The sequence below is a fragment of the Lachnoclostridium sp. An118 genome (assembly GCF_002160985.1).
In the GTDB taxonomy this organism is placed as follows: Bacteria; Bacillota; Clostridia; order Lachnospirales; family Lachnospiraceae; genus Claveliimonas; species Claveliimonas stercoravium.
The window spans coordinates 40,862-56,944 of sequence record NZ_NFLQ01000005.1 but is presented as its reverse complement, the minus strand read 5'-3'; the positions used below and the strand labels follow the sequence as shown (position 1 = coordinate 56,944).

Annotated in this window: 15 protein-coding genes; 13 read left to right on the top strand and 2 right to left on the bottom strand. The window is 52.1% G+C overall.

Annotated features, from left to right (window positions below; translation table 11 throughout):
• Positions 1-70: 70 nt before the first annotated feature.
• From trkA to B5E62_RS05945, 5 genes are read left to right on the top strand one after another with little or no spacing between them, the layout of a single operon-like run.
• Positions 71-1,432: a Trk system potassium transporter TrkA gene (gene trkA / locus B5E62_RS05965; protein ID WP_087173717.1), complete on the top strand. Its 1,362-nt coding sequence runs from the start codon at positions 71-73 to the stop codon at positions 1,430-1,432.
• Positions 1,433-1,444: 12 nt separating this feature from the next.
• On the top strand, positions 1,445-2,887 hold the full coding sequence (locus tag B5E62_RS05960; protein WP_087173716.1) for a TrkH family potassium uptake protein: 1,443 nt from the start codon (positions 1,445-1,447) through the stop codon (positions 2,885-2,887).
• A 21-nt stretch (positions 2,888-2,908) separates the two neighbouring features.
• Positions 2,909-4,510 (top strand): hypothetical protein, encoded by a 1,602-nt coding sequence (locus tag B5E62_RS05955; RefSeq protein WP_087173715.1) that lies wholly within the window; start codon positions 2,909-2,911, stop codon positions 4,508-4,510.
• Between the two features lie 40 nt (positions 4,511-4,550).
• Entirely contained in the window at positions 4,551-5,483 is a 933-nt protein-coding gene (locus B5E62_RS05950; RefSeq protein ID WP_087173714.1) for an AEC family transporter, read from the top strand.
• Positions 5,484-5,528: 45 nt separating this feature from the next.
• Positions 5,529-7,157: a Na/Pi cotransporter family protein gene (locus B5E62_RS05945; RefSeq protein WP_087173713.1), complete on the top strand. Its 1,629-nt coding sequence runs from the start codon at positions 5,529-5,531 to the stop codon at positions 7,155-7,157.
• 80 nt (positions 7,158-7,237) lie between these two features.
• On the opposite strand, the gene B5E62_RS05940 is transcribed toward B5E62_RS05945, so the two are convergent.
• Together B5E62_RS05940 and B5E62_RS05935 are read right to left on the bottom strand one after the other, a co-directional pair.
• Entirely contained in the window at positions 7,238-7,660 is a 423-nt protein-coding gene (locus B5E62_RS05940; RefSeq protein WP_087173712.1) for a hypothetical protein, read from the bottom strand.
• 154 nt (positions 7,661-7,814) lie between these two features.
• Positions 7,815-9,218: an alanine/glycine:cation symporter family protein gene (locus tag B5E62_RS05935; protein ID WP_087173711.1), complete on the bottom strand. Its 1,404-nt coding sequence runs from the start codon at positions 9,216-9,218 to the stop codon at positions 7,815-7,817.
• A 304-nt stretch (positions 9,219-9,522) separates the two neighbouring features.
• Between B5E62_RS05935 and leuS the strand changes: the two genes are divergently transcribed.
• The 8 genes from leuS (at position 9,523) to B5E62_RS05895 (ending at position 16,081) form a co-directional block, all read left to right on the top strand.
• Positions 9,523-11,949 carry a leucine--tRNA ligase gene (leuS, locus tag B5E62_RS05930; protein WP_087173710.1) on the top strand — a complete coding sequence of 809 codons (2,427 nt, stop codon included), beginning with the start codon at positions 9,523-9,525 and terminating at the stop codon, positions 11,947-11,949.
• 138 nt (positions 11,950-12,087) lie between these two features.
• A complete protein-coding gene (locus B5E62_RS05925) occupies positions 12,088-12,444 on the top strand; it encodes a DUF4299 family protein (protein ID WP_087173709.1) in 357 nt (118 codons plus the stop codon).
• Positions 12,445-12,580: 136 nt separating this feature from the next.
• Positions 12,581-13,219 carry a hypothetical protein gene (locus tag B5E62_RS05920; RefSeq protein ID WP_143468809.1) on the top strand — a complete coding sequence of 213 codons (639 nt, stop codon included), beginning with the start codon at positions 12,581-12,583 and terminating at the stop codon, positions 13,217-13,219.
• 82 nt (positions 13,220-13,301) lie between these two features.
• Positions 13,302-13,901 (top strand): DNA-3-methyladenine glycosylase I, encoded by a 600-nt coding sequence (locus tag B5E62_RS05915; protein WP_087173707.1) that lies wholly within the window; start codon positions 13,302-13,304, stop codon positions 13,899-13,901.
• The gene (locus tag B5E62_RS05910; protein ID WP_087173706.1) at positions 13,898-14,512 is read left to right on the top strand and encodes a hypothetical protein; all 615 of its coding nucleotides are present in this window, start codon (positions 13,898-13,900) and stop codon (positions 14,510-14,512) included. Before B5E62_RS05915 ends, B5E62_RS05910 begins: the two co-directional genes overlap by 4 nt.
• Complete coding sequence (locus tag B5E62_RS05905) at positions 14,496-14,756, top strand: hypothetical protein (protein WP_087173705.1); 261 nt, start codon at positions 14,496-14,498, stop codon at positions 14,754-14,756. The genes B5E62_RS05910 and B5E62_RS05905 overlap by 17 nt, the downstream gene beginning before the upstream one ends.
• 277 nt (positions 14,757-15,033) lie before the next feature.
• Complete coding sequence (locus B5E62_RS05900; RefSeq protein WP_087173704.1) at positions 15,034-15,690, top strand: nucleotidyltransferase domain-containing protein; 657 nt, start codon at positions 15,034-15,036, stop codon at positions 15,688-15,690.
• A gap of 13 nt (positions 15,691-15,703) precedes the next feature.
• Positions 15,704-16,081 carry a DUF6483 family protein gene (locus tag B5E62_RS05895; protein WP_076776512.1) on the top strand — a complete coding sequence of 126 codons (378 nt, stop codon included), beginning with the start codon at positions 15,704-15,706 and terminating at the stop codon, positions 16,079-16,081.
• The last annotated feature ends 2 nt before the right edge of the window (positions 16,082-16,083 follow it).

The window sequence follows — 16,083 nt, the reverse complement described above, 5'->3', positions numbered from 1 at the left end:
AATCCTGTTGCTGTATATCGGAAATGTACAGAAGTTCTAAAGAGAATATGGGAAAAAGAGGTATAAAAAGGTGAAGATAGTTATCATTGGCGACGGAAAGGTAGGGCATAAGCTGTGCGCCCAGTTGTCTGAAGAGGATTATGATATCGTATTGATCGACCAGAACGCGGGAAAGCTGAAAGAGGCGCTGAACCGGATGGATATTTTCTGCATCACAGGTGACGGCGCGAATGTGGAGGTGCAGAAGGAGGCGGACGTGCCTCACGCTGACCTGGTCATTGCCTGTGCATCCACAGACGAGCTCAATATGCTGAGCTGTCTGCTGGCGAAGAGACTGGGGGCAAAGCACACAATTGCGAGGGTCAGAAATCCTGTTTATTACCGTCAGATAGGACTCCTGAAAGAGGACCTGCATCTGAGCATGGCAGTCAATCCGGAGCTGGCTGTGTCCCACGAGATCGCCAGGGTGCTGCTCTTTCCGGACACAAGTAAAGTGGAGACGTTTGTAAAGGGAAGAGTGGAGCTTGTCGAATTCTGCGTGCGCGCTGACAGCAGGCTGAAGGACCTGTCCCTGGCAGATATATACAGAAAATACCAGATCCGTATCCTTGTCTGTGCCGTGCGCAGAGGCAAAGAGGTCTTCATCCCCAACGGTGACACAGTCCTTGAGGAGGGCGACCGCATCCACATTGCAGCCACCCACAGAGAGCTTGAGAACTTCTTCAACGCCCTGGGCAAGAGGACAGGGAAGGTCAAGAACGTCCTCATCTGCGGCGGGGGAGGTGTCAGCTACTACCTGGCCCACCAGCTGCAGCATAGCAGGATGCATGTGAAGATCATCGAAAAGGACTATGCAAGGTGCGAAAAGCTGACAGAGCTCCTCCCCGAAGCAACCATCATCCACGGAGATGCCACCGACCACGACCTTCTCCTGGAGGAGGGGATCGAAAGTGCGGACGCACTGGTGGCGCTGACCGGGATGGATGAGGAGAACATTATCATGGCGCTGTTTGCCAGGACCCAGAACGTGCCGAAGATCGTCGCAAAGGTCAACGAGGATTCCCGGGCGCAGATGGTGGAGGGGCTGGGCATCGACAGCATCGTGTCCGCCAAGAGCGTGACGGCGGATGCCATCCTGAGCTATGTGCGGGCCAGGAGGAAATCCATCAAGAGCGCCAATGTGGAGACCCTGTACCGTCTTGTGGAGGGCAAGGTGGAGGCCCTTGAGTTCCTGATCCGCCAGGAGTGCGAGTACACGGACGTGCCGCTCAAAGAGCTTCCCACAAAGCCGGAGTATCTGATCGCCTGCATCGGGCGGAAGGGAAGGATCATCATTCCCGGAGGAGATGACCGGATACAGGTGGGGGACAGTGTTGTCATTGTCACGACAGAGCGCGGGACAGAGGACTTAAGAGAGATGTTTCGCAGATAGAGGTAGACAGATATGAACAAAAAAATGATTTTACATATCCTTGGAAAAATGATGGGGGTAGAGGCTCTTTTGCTTCTGCTCCCGGCCTTTGTGGGACTGATTTACGGGGAGACCTGTGCGGTCTGGTTTGTTGTCACGGCGGCGGTCCTGTTTGTGTTCTTTCTCCTGACAGGCCTGAAAAAGCCGCAAAATCCAGGGCTTTATGGGAAAGACGGGCTGTTTATCGTGTCCTCGGCCTGGATACTCTGGTCCCTCTTCGGGGCCCTGCCCTTTTTCCTGTCCGGCTCCATACCAAACTATATGGACGCGTTCTTCGAGACTGTGTCCGGATTTACAACGACAGGCTCCACTATCCTGAGGGATGTGGAGGTGCTGCCCCACTGTATGACTTTCTGGCGGAGCTTTACCCACTGGGTGGGAGGCATGGGCGTGCTCGTCTTTGTCATGGTGCTGACGAACCTGGACAAACAGAGCTCCATCCATTTGATGAGAGCCGAGGTGCCCGGGCCGGAGAAGGATAAGCTGGTACCCAAAGCCAGAGAGACGGCCCAGATACTGTACGGCATGTATTTTGTGCTAACGGTGGTCCTCGTCGTTCTTTTGATGCTGGGGGGCATGGATCTTTTTGACTCGCTGCTCCACGCCTTCGGCACAGCGGGCACCGGCGGATTCTCCAACTATGCGGACAGTGTGGGACATTTTGACAGTGCCTACCTGGACGGGGTCATCACTGTGTTTATGATCTTGTTCGGCATCAATTTCAACCTGTACTTTTTCCTGGCCCTCAGGGCTTTCAGGCCGGTCTTCACAAACGAGGAGCTGAGAGCCTACCTGGTGATCATCGGCGGCGCTATCGCGGCCATTACCGCCAACACCTGCCACCTGTACGGCTCCGCCCTGGAGGCATTCCGCTATGCGGCCTTCCAGGTGGCCTCCATCATCACCACCACCGGCTACGCTACGGCGGACTACACCCTCTGGCCCGTGTTCTCCCAGAGTGTCCTCGCGGCTCTGATGATCGTGGGAGCCTGCGCTTCATCCACAGGAGGCGGCATCAAGGTGTCCCGCCTTCTGATCTCCCTGAAGAGCATCTGGAAGGAGGTCAAGCAGATGGCCCATCCCAAGTCTGTCAATGTGGTGCGCCTGAGCGGGAAAAAGCTGGGGGAGGACACGATCCACAACGTGTACATCTACCTGATGGCCTACGGCTTCATTGCCGTTGTTTCCGTCCTGCTCGTGTCCCTGGACAACTTTGACTTTACCACAAATGTAGGTTCTGTCCTGACCACCATTGGAAATGTGGGCCCGGGACTGAACCTGACAGGGCCTGTGGGAAGCTTTGCGGACTACTCCCTGTTCTCAAAATTTGTATTTTGTATTGATATGTTGGCCGGAAGGCTTGAAATATTCCCCTTTTTGATGTTATTCTCATATATGTGGAGAAAGAAATTCTAACTCCCTCAAAAAGGAGGAATTATGAAAAAGAGTAAAAAGATCATTCTGGGTATTGCGCTGGTGCTTCTTGCAGGTATCTACTATTATATTGCGCTGCCGGCAGTCAATATCCATTCTTCGGACACCTGGTTTTTCCTTCTCTTCCTGCTGGTGGTCCTCGCGGTTGCTTATGCCGCGAGAAAACGGCTGGGGAGAGGGGAGATCAGAAAGTCCCGTCCTATGAAGTTTTTCCTTGGACTGATCCTGGGTGTGGGCATCGTATATCTGGCCGGAACACTGCTATCTTCCCCTGTCATCAACGCAAAGAAATATCAGCAGCTTATGACAGTGGAGGAGGGCGATTTTGCGGAAGATATAGAGGAGCTCTCCTTTGACAAGATCCCGCTCCTTGACAAGGATTCAGCGGAAATCCTGGGAGACAGGAAGATGGGGAGCATGGTGGACATGGTCTCCCAGTTTGAGGCGGATGACATCTACAGCCAGATCAACTACCAGGACCGTCCTGTCAGAGTCACACCGCTGAAATACGCCAGCCCCATCAAATGGCTGACGAACAGGTCGGAAGGGATCCCGGCTTACATCCTCATTGACATGGCCAGCCAGAACACGGAGCTTGTAAAGCTGGATGAGGGGATCAAATATTCCACGAGCGAATATTTTAACCGGAATATCTACCGTCATCTGCGGTTTGCTCACCCCACTTATATCTATGGAGAGCTGAGCTTTGAGATCGACGAGGAGGGGGTGCCCTACTGGATCGCCCCGGTGAAAAAATTCAATATCGGCCTTTTTGGCGGGGAGACGGTAGGAAGAGTAGTCCTCTGCAATGCCATCACGGGAGAGACGACCACCTGTGATGTGGAGGATGCGCCTCAGTGGATCGACAGAGTGTACTCGGCTGACCTTCTGGTTGACCTTTTTGACTACTACGGCACACTGAAGCACGGATTTTTCAACAGTATCCTGGGGCAGAGAGACTGTCTGCAGACAACAGAGGGATATAATTATCTTGCGATGGACGATGACGTGTGGATGTACACGGGTGTGACCTCCGTCAACGGTGATCAGTCCAACGTGGGGTTTGTCCTTGCAAACCAGAGGACCATGGAGACCAAGTATTACGAGGTGGAGGGCGCCACCGAGCAGGCAGCCATGGACTCGGCAGAGGGGCAGGTACAAAATCTCAAGTACCAGGCAACCTTCCCGCTGCTGCTGAATATAGCGGATGAGCCCACCTATTTTATTGCCCTGAAGGATGATGCCGGCCTGGTGAAAAAGTATGCCATGGTCAATGTGCAGAAATACCAGATCGTGGCTATAGGCGACAGCGTCAGCCAGTGCCAGGACAATTACCGTGAGCTCCTCGTGAGCAATGGCATTAAAGCAGAAGAGGAGGCGGAGGTGGCTGAGAAGCTGACAGTCACCGGAGTCATAACCCGGATGGCGCAGGTGGTGGTGGACGGAAACTCCCACTACTATGTCATGGTGGAAGGCTCTGATGCTGTATTTGACGTGTCCGTGGCGGACTGCCTGGATATCATCCGGTATCAGGAGGGCGACAGCATCACCCTGGAATACCAGGAGGGCTCGCCGGCCAACACAGTCACGGAGATCAAGCAGTAACAGAGAGGACACGAAGGAGAAAAGAGATGAAAAAAGCACCATGGAGATAAGCATACTGCTGGCAGAGCAGATCGTGGTCCTGTTCCTCATGGGCCTGGTGGGCTTTCTGACAGTGAAATCAGGAAAATTTAAAGAGGAGGACAGCAGGATCATCTCCAATATGGTGGTATATATCTGTTCGCCCTGCGTCATCGTCAATGCGTTTCAGATTGACTTTACAACCGACAAGCTCAAGGGGTTCCTGCTGGCGGTGGGAGCCTGTATCCTTGTGCACGTCATCCTGATCGGCGGGGGGCGGCTCCTTGCAGGCCCGCTGCACTTCAACGGGATAGAAAAGGCCTCCGTGGAGTACAGCAATGCGGGCAATCTGATCGTGCCGCTGGTGGCGGCCGTTCTGGGGGAGGAGTGGGTCTTCTACACGACCGCCTATATCATCGTGCAGACAGTCCTGATCTGGACCCACGGGCAGTCAGTCATATGCCAGGGGCAGGAGAGGGACTGGAAAAAGATACTTCTCAACCCCAACATCATTGCCATTGCCATCGGGCTTATCCTCTTTGCCACAGGCATCCAGCTGCCCTACATTGTGGGTGAGTGTGTCGATGGCTTTGGGAGCATGATCGGTCCGGCCAGCATGCTGGTGGTGGGCATGATCATCGGAAATGTGGACCTGGGATGGGTGTTCCGGCAGAAAAGGCCGTATTTTATCTGCTTTATGCGTCTGGTCTTCTTCCCGGTCATCACCATTGCGGTCTTTGTGTTCAGCGGGGCGGTGCGCCTGCATCAGGATGCGGAGTACATCCTGATGGTCGTGCTCCTGGCGACGAGCGCGCCGGCGGCGGTCATGGTGACCCAGCTGTCACAGATCCACGGGAAGGATGCGAGATATGCCAGTGTGATAAACGTCATGTCCGTGCTCTTCTGTATCGTTACGATGCCTCTGATGGTGCTTCTCTACGAGGCGCTCATCTGAAGGGCTTTGTATAAAAATTGAAAAAACAAAGGATGGAAAAAAGAAATGGGAATTACTGAGGTTTTGCAGCTGCTGGGGGGGCTTGCTCTTTTCCTGTACGGTATGCAGATGATGAGTACCGGTCTGGAGACAGCGGCAGGAAACAAGATGAAGACGATTCTGGAGAAGCTGACATCCAACCGATTTGTGGGTGTCCTGGCGGGAGCCATCATCACGGCGGTGATACAGTCTTCCTCGGCGACAACAGTCATGGTAGTAGGCTTCGTGAATTCAGGACTTATGACGCTGAGACAGGCAGTGTGGGTGATCATGGGTGCCAATATCGGTACCACCATCACAGGGCAGCTCATCGCGCTGGACGTGGGAGCTCTGGCACCGCTTTTTGCCTTTGTCGGTGTGGCCTGTATCATGTTTGTGAAGAAGGAGAAAGTAAAATATATCAGTGAGGTCATTGCCGGGTTCGGCGTACTCTTCATTGGTATGGATATGATGGGAAACGCCATGGTGCCCCTTCAGAGTTCGGAGGTGTTCATCAACTTCATGACCACCTTCTCCAACCCTCTGGCCGGCATAGCCATGGGAGCCGTGTTCACAGCCATCATCCAGTCCTCCTCCGCTTCGGTCGGCATCCTGCAGGCGCTGGCGACAGCGGGGCTGGTTCCGCTCCACAGTGCGGTGTACATCCTGTTTGGACAGAATATCGGAACCTGTATCACGGCGGTGCTGGCCTCCATCGGGACAAGGACAAACGCAAAGCGGACCACCATCATCCACCTGATGTTCAACATCATCGGCACGACTATATTTACTGTCTTCACGCTTGTTACGCCATTTGTTGATATCATGGCCACAACAGCTCCGGACAATCCGGCAGCCCAGATAGCAAACGTGCATACAACCTTCAATATCGTGACGACTATCCTTCTCCTGCCATTTGGAGCCTATATGGCAAGGCTGGCGGAAAGGATCCTGCCGGAGAGCGAGAAGGAGAAGGACGAGGTGAAACGCCTCAAATACATTACGCCCTTTGAGACCAGCTACCAGGTAGGGCAGGCTGCCATCGTGCAGGCCCAGGTAGAGCAGGAGGTGGGCCGTATGACCGGTATGGTGCGCCAGAATATAGAGGACAGCTTTGACTCCCTGCTGACAAGTGATGTGAGCAGGAGTGAGGAGATCAGCGAGAGGGAGGAGTACATTGACTATCTCAATGTGGAGATATCCAGGTACATCGTCCACGTCATGTCCTCCGAGTCGGCAAGCCAGGATCTGAGGAACATCAGCGGCTACTACACGGTAGTGAGCAATCTGGAGCGGATCGGTGACCATGCCATGAACATTGCCGGATATGCTGTGAATCTGAAAAAGTGGAAGCAGACCTTCTCGGAGGATGCCCTGGGCGAGCTGAAGAAGATGCGGGATATATGCCTGAAGACCCTTGATGATATCGGGAATTTTACAAACGGACAGAAGGACCGCATACTGGAGCGCACGGCCCAGAATGAGCAGAAGATCGATGACATGAGAGACGACTACAGAGACAGGCAGGTGAACCGGATGCAGAAGGGGACCTGTCAGGCAGACACAGGCATTATCTACTCAGAGATACTGACAGACTTTGAGAGGATAGGGGACCACGCTCTCAACATCGCTCAGAAATACAATGAAATAGCATAGAAATATAAAAAAGCTTCGGTGCAGTCCTGATACTGTTCCGAAGCTTTTTTGTACGCTCAGAATAAATTCCCCGGCTTTTTTTAGTTTAATACCTTGCAGTCGGTAAGGTCCACCTCTGAAAGCTCGTTCTTGTCTGCGCTGATGCTGACATAGAAGTCAATGCCGCACTGGGAGGAAATCCCCTTCAGCCTCTCTACAAACTTGGGCATGTCGTCGGCTTTGATATGGTCTCTCTTGAGGATGCCGTCGATGAAGATGCACTCCACATCGTGGTTGGCGCTGTACATGCCGTAGAGGAAGCCTATGTACTCGTCAATGTTCGTGATAGCCTCGTAATCGTCCATGCATACAACGCGGATGTCAAACGTCACGCTGCTTGTGTCGCGGTGGCTGTTTTTGATGAATACTACGTTTCCGTTGCATGCCTTGGCCTGCTGATTTGCAAGATCGATCATCTGCTGGGTCTTGCCGCTGCCTTTGGGTCCTGTCAATAAATTTACCATGGGAAACACTCCTTTTTTTATGTATTTGACATACGTATTTTTCTTAACATTTATTATACATGAATTTAATCAGATACACAATATAAATATTTGTATAGATGACAGAGAAAAAAACCCCGGATTTCACACGGCTGTAAAATCCGGGGTTTTGTCTTTAGTTCCAGAAATCTGTCTTGTCCTTCAGCTGAATGTCAGCAGCCTTAAAGACAGGATTTTTTCCTTCTTTTTTCTGCTTGGCATAATCTCTGAGACAGCGGATGGCTGGCTTGCCAAGTATGATGATGACAGGCAGGTTGATAAGTGCAAGGAAGCCCATGATCACGTCTGCCGTGGCCCATGCGACGGAGAACTCCATGAGGGCGCCGCCAAATACAACGACAGTAGCAAAAAGGCGGAAAACAGTCAGCAGTTTTTTTCCCGGCTTTTTGTCGCACAGATAACCGAGGCCCATCTCCGCATAAAAGTAGTTGCCGATGAGTGTGGTGAATGCGAAGAGGAACAGCGCGATAGTGATGAAGGTGGTTCCAAAGCTTCCCAGTGTCTCCGCTGCCGCGGCCTGTACCCAGGGCATTCCCTTCAGCGCGTCGCTTGGTGCAACTCCGGAGCAGAGAAGCATGAAGGAGGTTGCAGAGCAGATCACGATGGTGTCGATGAATACGGAGAGCATCTGTACAAGACCCTGCTTTACAGGGTGGGACACAGAGGCGCTGGCGGCCGCATTGGGGGCGGAACCGACGCCGGCCTCATTGGAGAAAAGTCCTCTCTTGATACCCTGCATGATACATGATCCGGTAAATCCGCCGAAGATGGCCTGAAAGTCAAATGCGCTGCTGAAGATGGAAATGAACATCTGCGGGATCAGGTTGAAGTGGGTTACTACGATAAACAGCGCGACTGCCAGGTAGAAAATACCCATTACCGGAACCAGCACGCCTGTGATCTTTGAGATCTGTGTGCTTCCGCCGAAGATACAGATACAGAAGATGACTGCCAGGATGACGCCGATGATCACCGGTGTGGTGGACTCGTTAAAGAAGCTGTACGTTCTGAAGGAGTCCGCAATGTTGAAAGATGCCACCATGTTGAAACCAACCATGTAGGTGAGGATCAGGAACACGGCAAATACTCCGCCCAGCCAACGCTTTTTCAGAGCAGCCTGGATATAGTAGGCCGGACCTCCGTAGCAGGTGCCGTCCTGTGCCTTCCTCTTATAAATCTGTGCCAGAGTACTCTCGATGAATGCAGATGCACTCCCCAGGATGGCTGTCAGCCACATCCAGAATACTGCGCCCGGGCCGCCGATACAGATGGCGGTGGAGATACCTGCGATATTTCCAGTACCTACCCGTGAAGCGGTAGAAACCATCAGAGCCTGGAACGAGGAAAGTCCGTCGTCATTGTCCTTTGGCTCCATAACAACGCGAATGGATTCGCGCAGCATGCGAAACTGTACGCCTTTTGTTCTGATCGTAAAATAGATGCCTGTCCCAAGAAGCAGCACGATCAGAATGTAGGAGTATAACAGGTCGCTCAAGGTGTTGATAATCTGTGCAAACATGTTTGCCCCTCTCTTTCTTTTGTTCTATTTTTTTATATTTATGTGGTGAAAATGAAGTCTGATATCTGCCGGAAAAGCCTGGAATACAGACAAATGCAGATCTGACGGCAGACTCCTATATCATATCCTATTTTCCGGTGGTTTGTCCAGATAAAAATAGTATGAAATGCAACTTATATGTTTCTGTACTAAGAAAATACAGAGTGAAATCTGGAAAATCCGGGCTGAAAACTTGACAGACGGGCTTCCTATGGTAAAATTAGAAATAGTGTACATTTACGCAAATTATTAGGAGGAATGAACAATGGCAGTACCTTATAATCATAAGGCGATCGAGAAGAAGTGGCGGGAAAACTGGGAAAAGAACCCGGTGAATACCAAAGAAGATAAGAACGGCAATAAGCGTGAAAAATATTACTGTCTGGACATGTTCCCGTATCCTTCCGGAAACGGGCTTCATGTGGGACATTGGAGAGGATATGTGATCTCTGACGTGTGGAGCAGATACAAGCTGCTGCAGGGCTATTATATCATCCATCCCATGGGATGGGATGCCTTCGGGCTTCCGGCTGAGAACTATGCCATCAAGATGGGCGTGCACCCGGCAAAGTCCACGGCTGAGAACATCAAACATATCAAAGAGCAGATCAACCAGATCGCGGCCCTCTACGACTGGGATCTGGAGGTCAATACGACAGATCCGAACTATTATAAGTGGACACAGTGGATCTTTGTGAAGATGTTCAAAGCGGGCCTGGCATATGAGAAGGAATTCCCCATCAACTGGTGCCCATCCTGTAAGACAGGACTTGCAAACGAGGAAGTGGTCAACGGAAAATGTGAGCGCTGCGGTACAGAGGTGACCAAGAAGAACCTCCGCCAGTGGATGCTGAAGATCACAGCCTACGCGGAGCGTCTCCTGAACGATCTGGACAAGCTGGACTGGCCGGAGAAGGTCAAGAAGATGCAGACAGACTGGATCGGCAAATCCTACGGCGCTGAGGTGGACTTCCCGGTGGAGGGAAGAGACGAGAAGATCACCGTCTACACCACCCGCCCCGACACGCTCCACGGCGCCACCTTCATGGTGCTGGCTCCGGAGCATGCTCTGGCGGCTTCCCTTGCCACACCTGAGAACAAGGAGGCTGTGGACAAATACATCTATGAGGCTTCCATGAAGTCCAACGTGGACCGTATGCAGGACAAGGAGAAGACAGGTGTGTTCACAGGAACCTATGCCATCAATCCGCTGAACGGTGCGAAAGTGCCGATCTGGCTCTCTGACTATGTACTGGCAGATTACGGTACCGGAGCCATCATGTGTGTGCCTGCACACGATGACCGTGACTTTGAGTTTGCGAAGAAATTTGATATTCCGATCATCCAGGTTATCTCAAAGGATGGAAAAGAGATTGAGAATATGACAGAGGCCTACACAGAAGCATCCGGCGTTATGATCAACTCCGGCGAGTGGAACGGCATGGAGTCCTCCGTGCTGAAGAAGGAAGGACCTCACATTATAGAAGAAAAAGGTATCGGACGTGCCACAGTGAACTACAAGCTGCGCGACTGGGTATTCTCCCGCCAGCGCTACTGGGGTGAACCGATCCCTATCGTACACTGCCCGGACTGCGGCGCTGTGCCCGTGCCGGAGGAAGAGCTTCCGCTGCAGCTGCCGGATGTAGAGTCCTATGAGCCCACAGGAACAGGCGAGTCACCGCTGGCAGCCATCGACGAGTGGGTGAACTGCAAATGTCCGGTCTGCGGAAAGCCGGCCAGGAGAGAGACAAACACCATGCCCCAGTGGGCAGGCTCCTCCTGGTATTTCCTCCGCTACGTGGACAACCACAATGACAAGGAGCTGGTTTCCAGGGAGAAGGCAGACGCCCTCCTGCCGGTGGATATGTATATCGGCGGCGTGGAGCACGCGGTGCTTCACCTTCTGTACTCCAGATTCTATACAAAATTCCTCTGCGACATCGGCGTGATCGACTTTGACGAGCCCTTTACCAAGCTGTTCAACCAGGGCATGATCACAGGAAAGAACGGCATCAAGATGAGCAAATCCAAGGGAAATGTCGTCTCCCCGGACGACCTTGTCCGCGACTACGGTTGTGACTCCCTGCGTATGTACGAGCTCTTCGTGGGGCCGCCGGAGCTGGATGCAGAGTGGGATGACAGAGGCATTGACGGTGTGTACCGTTTCCTCAAGAAAGTCTGGAACCTGCTTCAGGACAGCAAGGAGAAAGACATCAAGGCTACAAAAGATATGCTCAAGGAGCGCCACAGACTGGTTTACGACGTGACCACACGTCTGGAGAACTTCAGCCTGAACACGGTCATCTCCGCATTTATGGAGCACACCAACAGCCTGGCCGCCATCGCCAAGAAAGAGGGCGGCGTGGACAAGGAGACCCTGGAGACTATGGCAGTGCTTCTGGCGCCCTTCGCACCTCACATGGCAGAGGAGATGTGGGAGGAGCTGGGCCACACAGAGACTGTCTTCCACGCAGGATGGCCATCCTACGATGAGGACGCCATGAAGGACGACGAGGTGGAGATTGCTGTCCAGGTCAACGGAAAGACAAGGGCAGTCGTGGCTCTTCCTGCTGATGTGTCCAAAGAGGACGCCATTGCAAAAGGAAAGGAAGCTGTCCAGGATAAACTGACCGGAAACATTGTGAAAGAGATCTATGTGCCGGGAAGGATCATCAATATTGTGCAGAAATAATTTGAGTAAATATTTAGAGGCATAAAAGTAAACATGGCGCAGGTAATGGAAACATTATCTGCGCTGTTTTTCTTGTGGGGGTGAAAGGCGAGGAGTATAATGAAAAATATAGAAAATGGAATTTGAGGAGGTAGAGTAATGGGATTATTTGATAAGTTAAAAGGGAAAAAGGAGAGCGTCGATTGGAGTGATGCTTATAACGCCACACCAAAATTTTATGGGAAACCTGATGGTAGTCCGTTTGGTGCAATAGCTTTAACTGAGGGCACTAAAACTGTACTTCCTAAAAATCCGCAGTTAGAGTATAAAGTTGATGGAAAGTCGGTAGCGGAGTGGAAATTAGTGCTTGTTAGTACATCTAAAGATACAATTATAGGTGATGCCGATTATTTTGTAGCCTTGAAAAAAGTCGAACAGTATTCTCTGGATACAAATAAAAACGCAATATTGGTTAAAGAACTTTCTTTAGTAGAATTGGAAAGTTTAAAAGAATAAAGGTATCTGCAAATCCTAAGTTGTAGAGCAGAAAATTGGAGAATCAATAGTGTATGTAAAAGAACGAAAGCCTGCCATATGTATTATAATGAAAAAAGAAGCGGAATAACAGAAAAACAGAACAGAGGGTGACGGTATGCTATTGCGAGAAGAAGAGTACAGTCATGCGACGGCGATCCTGTCCGGTATGGAAGAGAAGACCTCTCTTTTTACAGAGCTCGAGCAGTGGCTTGAGGAAACCTACGGCCTGCGGGTTTACGATTATTTTTGCGGGCTGACTAACGCAGGGCGGCCCCGGCTGCGCCTGCTTTTGTGGGACAGGGACTGTGCCGGGAAGATGAAAAAGGGCGCAAACCCGGATGAGCGGAAACAGAGACGCACAGCGGAGAAATTCGCCGCTTTGTGTGTCAGGTATAAGATGCACCCCGCTTACCGAAGACCCGGGGACTTCCTCGTGACCTATGACACGTTCAGGGACGAGATACAAAAGAGGGTGCTCCGGGAGTGTTCCGGGGAGATAAAGAGCATAGAAGCCCCGGATATTTGGCGGGTGGAAATCCTTTTTGACAGTGTGCACGTCTTTTTTGAGACAGATGAACAAAGGGACCGTCACCAGGACGATAGCGTATGCGGCAGTATCAGAAAAAAGCTGGATGCCATCGCAGAACGGCACGATCCCTTTGGGGCATTTGCGGACGGGGTACAGTGCGTGTTCACAAGCCGCCAGACGCTGGATGAAAAGTATGATGGCAGCATGTTCTATTACACAAGATAATGCGTCTGTCCGGAAGGGGACAAGACGGCGCATTGCTTTGGAAGGGGACAGGCCGGTGTGTCAGAGAGAGGAGGGGAAGAGTTTGGAGCGATGTAAGTGGTGCATGTGCAATGAAAAGATGATCCGGTATCACGATGAGGAGTGGGGCGTGCCCCTCCATGACGACAGGAAGCAGTTTGAGTTCCTGATGATGGAGGTCATGCAGTGCGGCCTGAACTGGAACATGATGATACAGAAACGGGAAATTTTCCGGCAGTGCTTTGACGACTTTGACTTTGACAAGGTGGCGGACTACGGGGAGGAGGATGTGGCGCGTATCCTGCAGACAGAGGGCATGATCCGGTCGGAGAGAAAGGTCCGGGCTGTCATACACAACGCCCGTTGCTTTCAGAAGATTCGGCAGGAGGCAGGGTCCTTCAGTGCCTACCTGTGGAACTTTACAGGAGGGAGGACTTACATATATCCCGCCCATCAGACAGAAGGGCTGCCGGCCAGCAATGAGCTCTCCGACAGGGTCAGCCGGGACCTCAAAAAGCGGGGGCTGAAGTACATGGGGCCTGTCACCGTGTACTCCCACCTGCAGGCCTGCGGCATGATAAACGACCACCAGAGAGACTGCTTCCGGTATGGGGAGCTGCTGAAGCTGGCGGATGTGGAGGTGAGGGAGGTGAAAGAAAAGTGAGTGAGATAAGTGGAAAATGTTACCAGAGTCTGTTCTGGCTGCTGATCATATGTACTGTTGCAAGGACCATTTCCAACGGGGAGGGAGATGGAATGCTCTACACGCTGCTGTGGTTTGTGAATGTCCTGGCAACAGCGGTTTATGGAGCTGTCCTGCTGAAGATGGAACATTTCAGCGCTCACTTCAGGATGGCGGGGCTCTGTAAAGCTGCGTCGGCGTCTGTAGGAATCGTATCTTCTGCCGCGTCATATTTTCTGGATGGCAGTCTGTTGGTCACTCTTATCATTTTGGTGGTCATTGTGTCAGCCGTTGTGGATATAGCAGGAGAGTACCAGGAATTTGCGGGACACTCTGAATTTGCGCGTGATAGAGATGTGATACTGAGCGAAAAGTGGCTCAGGCTGCGTCAGTGGTATGTGGGCATGCTGGCAGGATTTGCAGTAGGTACTGTCTGCAGTGCCCTTTTGTTTTTACCGGGAGTGATCGCAATGCTGGCCTGTGGGATTGGCCTGGTTGTAGTGAGTATTTTGAAAATTGTATATGTATATCGGATGGCCGGACTCTGCCAGGACCGGAGCAGAGAGGAGGGGGCTTATGATCACGATTTTTAACAGGGAGAGCCTGTGGATCGGAAGAGACATGAAGCGGTTTAACGAGATGAGAGAGGCACTGGAGAGGGAGAAAATTCCCTACACTTACAGGACGAGGAGCAGCGGAAACCGATGGATGGGTCATGGCACGGTCCGTGGAAGTTTTGGAAGTGTGGGAAGTTCGATCGACCTCATGTACGAGTATGAAATCTTTGTTCTGAGGAAGGACCTGGAGAGGGCCAGGTATTTTGCCAATACATACTAGGAGGCAGTTCCGGATTGTTTCCGAAATAAGCCTGTAGTCTTGCGGCGGATGTCTCCGGAGTGTATGCTTTATAACATCCGGGAGGGGAGACCCCTTCCGGGTGCTTCATTTTCTCTGGAGGTAAAAGCTGCATGGACGACAGGACAAAGAAGAACACGGCAACAGCCATGCTGTCTGTCATTGACTATGTAGTCATGACAGCAGTGATGCTGCTCTGGAACTACCTGGTCACTCCCATTTAAGAGCGGCTACAGCATTACAGAGTGAGGAGGAAAATATGATCGAGATAAAGAGCTGGACAGAACATTTTATCAGGGTGCTGGAGGAGACCTTTGGGGAGCGCCTCTGGTTTGCGGGCCTTCAGGGGAGCAGGGGCCGGGGAGAGGAGACGGAGGGCAGCGACATCGACCTGGTGGTGATACTGGATAGGCTGACGCCTGCTGATGTGCGGACCTACGAGAGGATGCTGGACAGACTGCCGGACCGGGAGCTTGTCTGCGGCTTCCTGTCCGGGAAGGAGGAGCTGCTCAGATGGGAGCCGTCGGACCTCTTTCAGTTTTACTATGATACCAGGCCCATTGTGGGAAGCCTGGATGAGCTGCTGGAGCGGATCGACGACGGGGCGGTGCGTCGGGCGGTAAGGATTGGCGCGTGCAATATTTACCACGGCTGCATCCACAATATGCTCTACGACAGACAGGAGGAGATCCTGAAGGGACTGTACAAGGCGGCCTCCTTTGTGGTGCAGGCCATCTGCTTTTTACAGACGGGGAAATATACGAGGAAACAGAAGGATCTGCTTGACATAGCCGGGAAAGAGGAACAGAATATTGTCAAAACATTCCTGGCGCTGAAGGCAGGCGGAAAGGCGGACCTTGGAGAAATGTCGGACAGGCTGCTTCTGTGGGCCCAGGGGTGGATCAACAGACTGTAAGGAGGATGGACAGATGATAGAGGATAAGGACTATATCATGCGCCTCACCCACGAGATCGCGCGCATGCTCATAAGACTGATATTTGGCAGGGATATCGACAAGGAGGACGAGCTTCCGGTCTCTGTGGAGAGACTGCAGCAGTTTAAAAAGCTGACCGCCATGATAGACGACGGGCAGATCAACGAGGCGGAAAATCAGCTCCTGGACGAGCTGGACCCGGACAGCCAGTCCTACTTTGAGATGGCTCTCCGCTTTTATGAGAAGCTGGGGTGCAAGAGCGAGGAATTCCTGGAGGAGCACGGCTTTACCCAGGATGAGGTGGTGGACGGAATGAAATACATTGTGGATTGCTACGGATACGGGGACCTGTGGGACCCGGTGAGCAGGTGAGA

What these genes read in the sequence shown, in the direction of transcription:
- B5E62_RS05960 (WP_087173716.1), top strand. Translation starts at nt 1,445, where the DNA reads ATGAACAAAAAAATGATTTTACATATCCTTGGAAAAATGATGGGGGTA.
- B5E62_RS05955 (WP_087173715.1), top strand. Translation starts at nt 2,909, where the DNA reads ATGAAAAAGAGTAAAAAGATCATTCTGGGTATTGCGCTGGTGCTTCTT.
- B5E62_RS05950 (WP_087173714.1), top strand. Translation starts at nt 4,551, where the DNA reads ATGGAGATAAGCATACTGCTGGCAGAGCAGATCGTGGTCCTGTTCCTC.
- B5E62_RS05945 (WP_087173713.1), top strand. Translation starts at nt 5,529, where the DNA reads ATGGGAATTACTGAGGTTTTGCAGCTGCTGGGGGGGCTTGCTCTTTTC.
- B5E62_RS05940 (WP_087173712.1), bottom strand. Translation starts at nt 7,660, where the DNA reads ATGGTAAATTTATTGACAGGACCCAAAGGCAGCGGCAAGACCCAGCAG.
- B5E62_RS05935 (WP_087173711.1), bottom strand. Translation starts at nt 9,218, where the DNA reads ATGTTTGCACAGATTATCAACACCTTGAGCGACCTGTTATACTCCTAC.
- leuS (WP_087173710.1), top strand. Translation starts at nt 9,523, where the DNA reads ATGGCAGTACCTTATAATCATAAGGCGATCGAGAAGAAGTGGCGGGAA.
- B5E62_RS05925 (WP_087173709.1), top strand. Translation starts at nt 12,088, where the DNA reads ATGGGATTATTTGATAAGTTAAAAGGGAAAAAGGAGAGCGTCGATTGG.
- B5E62_RS05920 (WP_143468809.1), top strand. Translation starts at nt 12,581, where the DNA reads ATGCTATTGCGAGAAGAAGAGTACAGTCATGCGACGGCGATCCTGTCC.
- B5E62_RS05905 (WP_087173705.1), top strand. Translation starts at nt 14,496, where the DNA reads ATGATCACGATTTTTAACAGGGAGAGCCTGTGGATCGGAAGAGACATG.
- B5E62_RS05900 (WP_087173704.1), top strand. Translation starts at nt 15,034, where the DNA reads ATGATCGAGATAAAGAGCTGGACAGAACATTTTATCAGGGTGCTGGAG.
- B5E62_RS05895 (WP_076776512.1), top strand. Translation starts at nt 15,704, where the DNA reads ATGATAGAGGATAAGGACTATATCATGCGCCTCACCCACGAGATCGCG.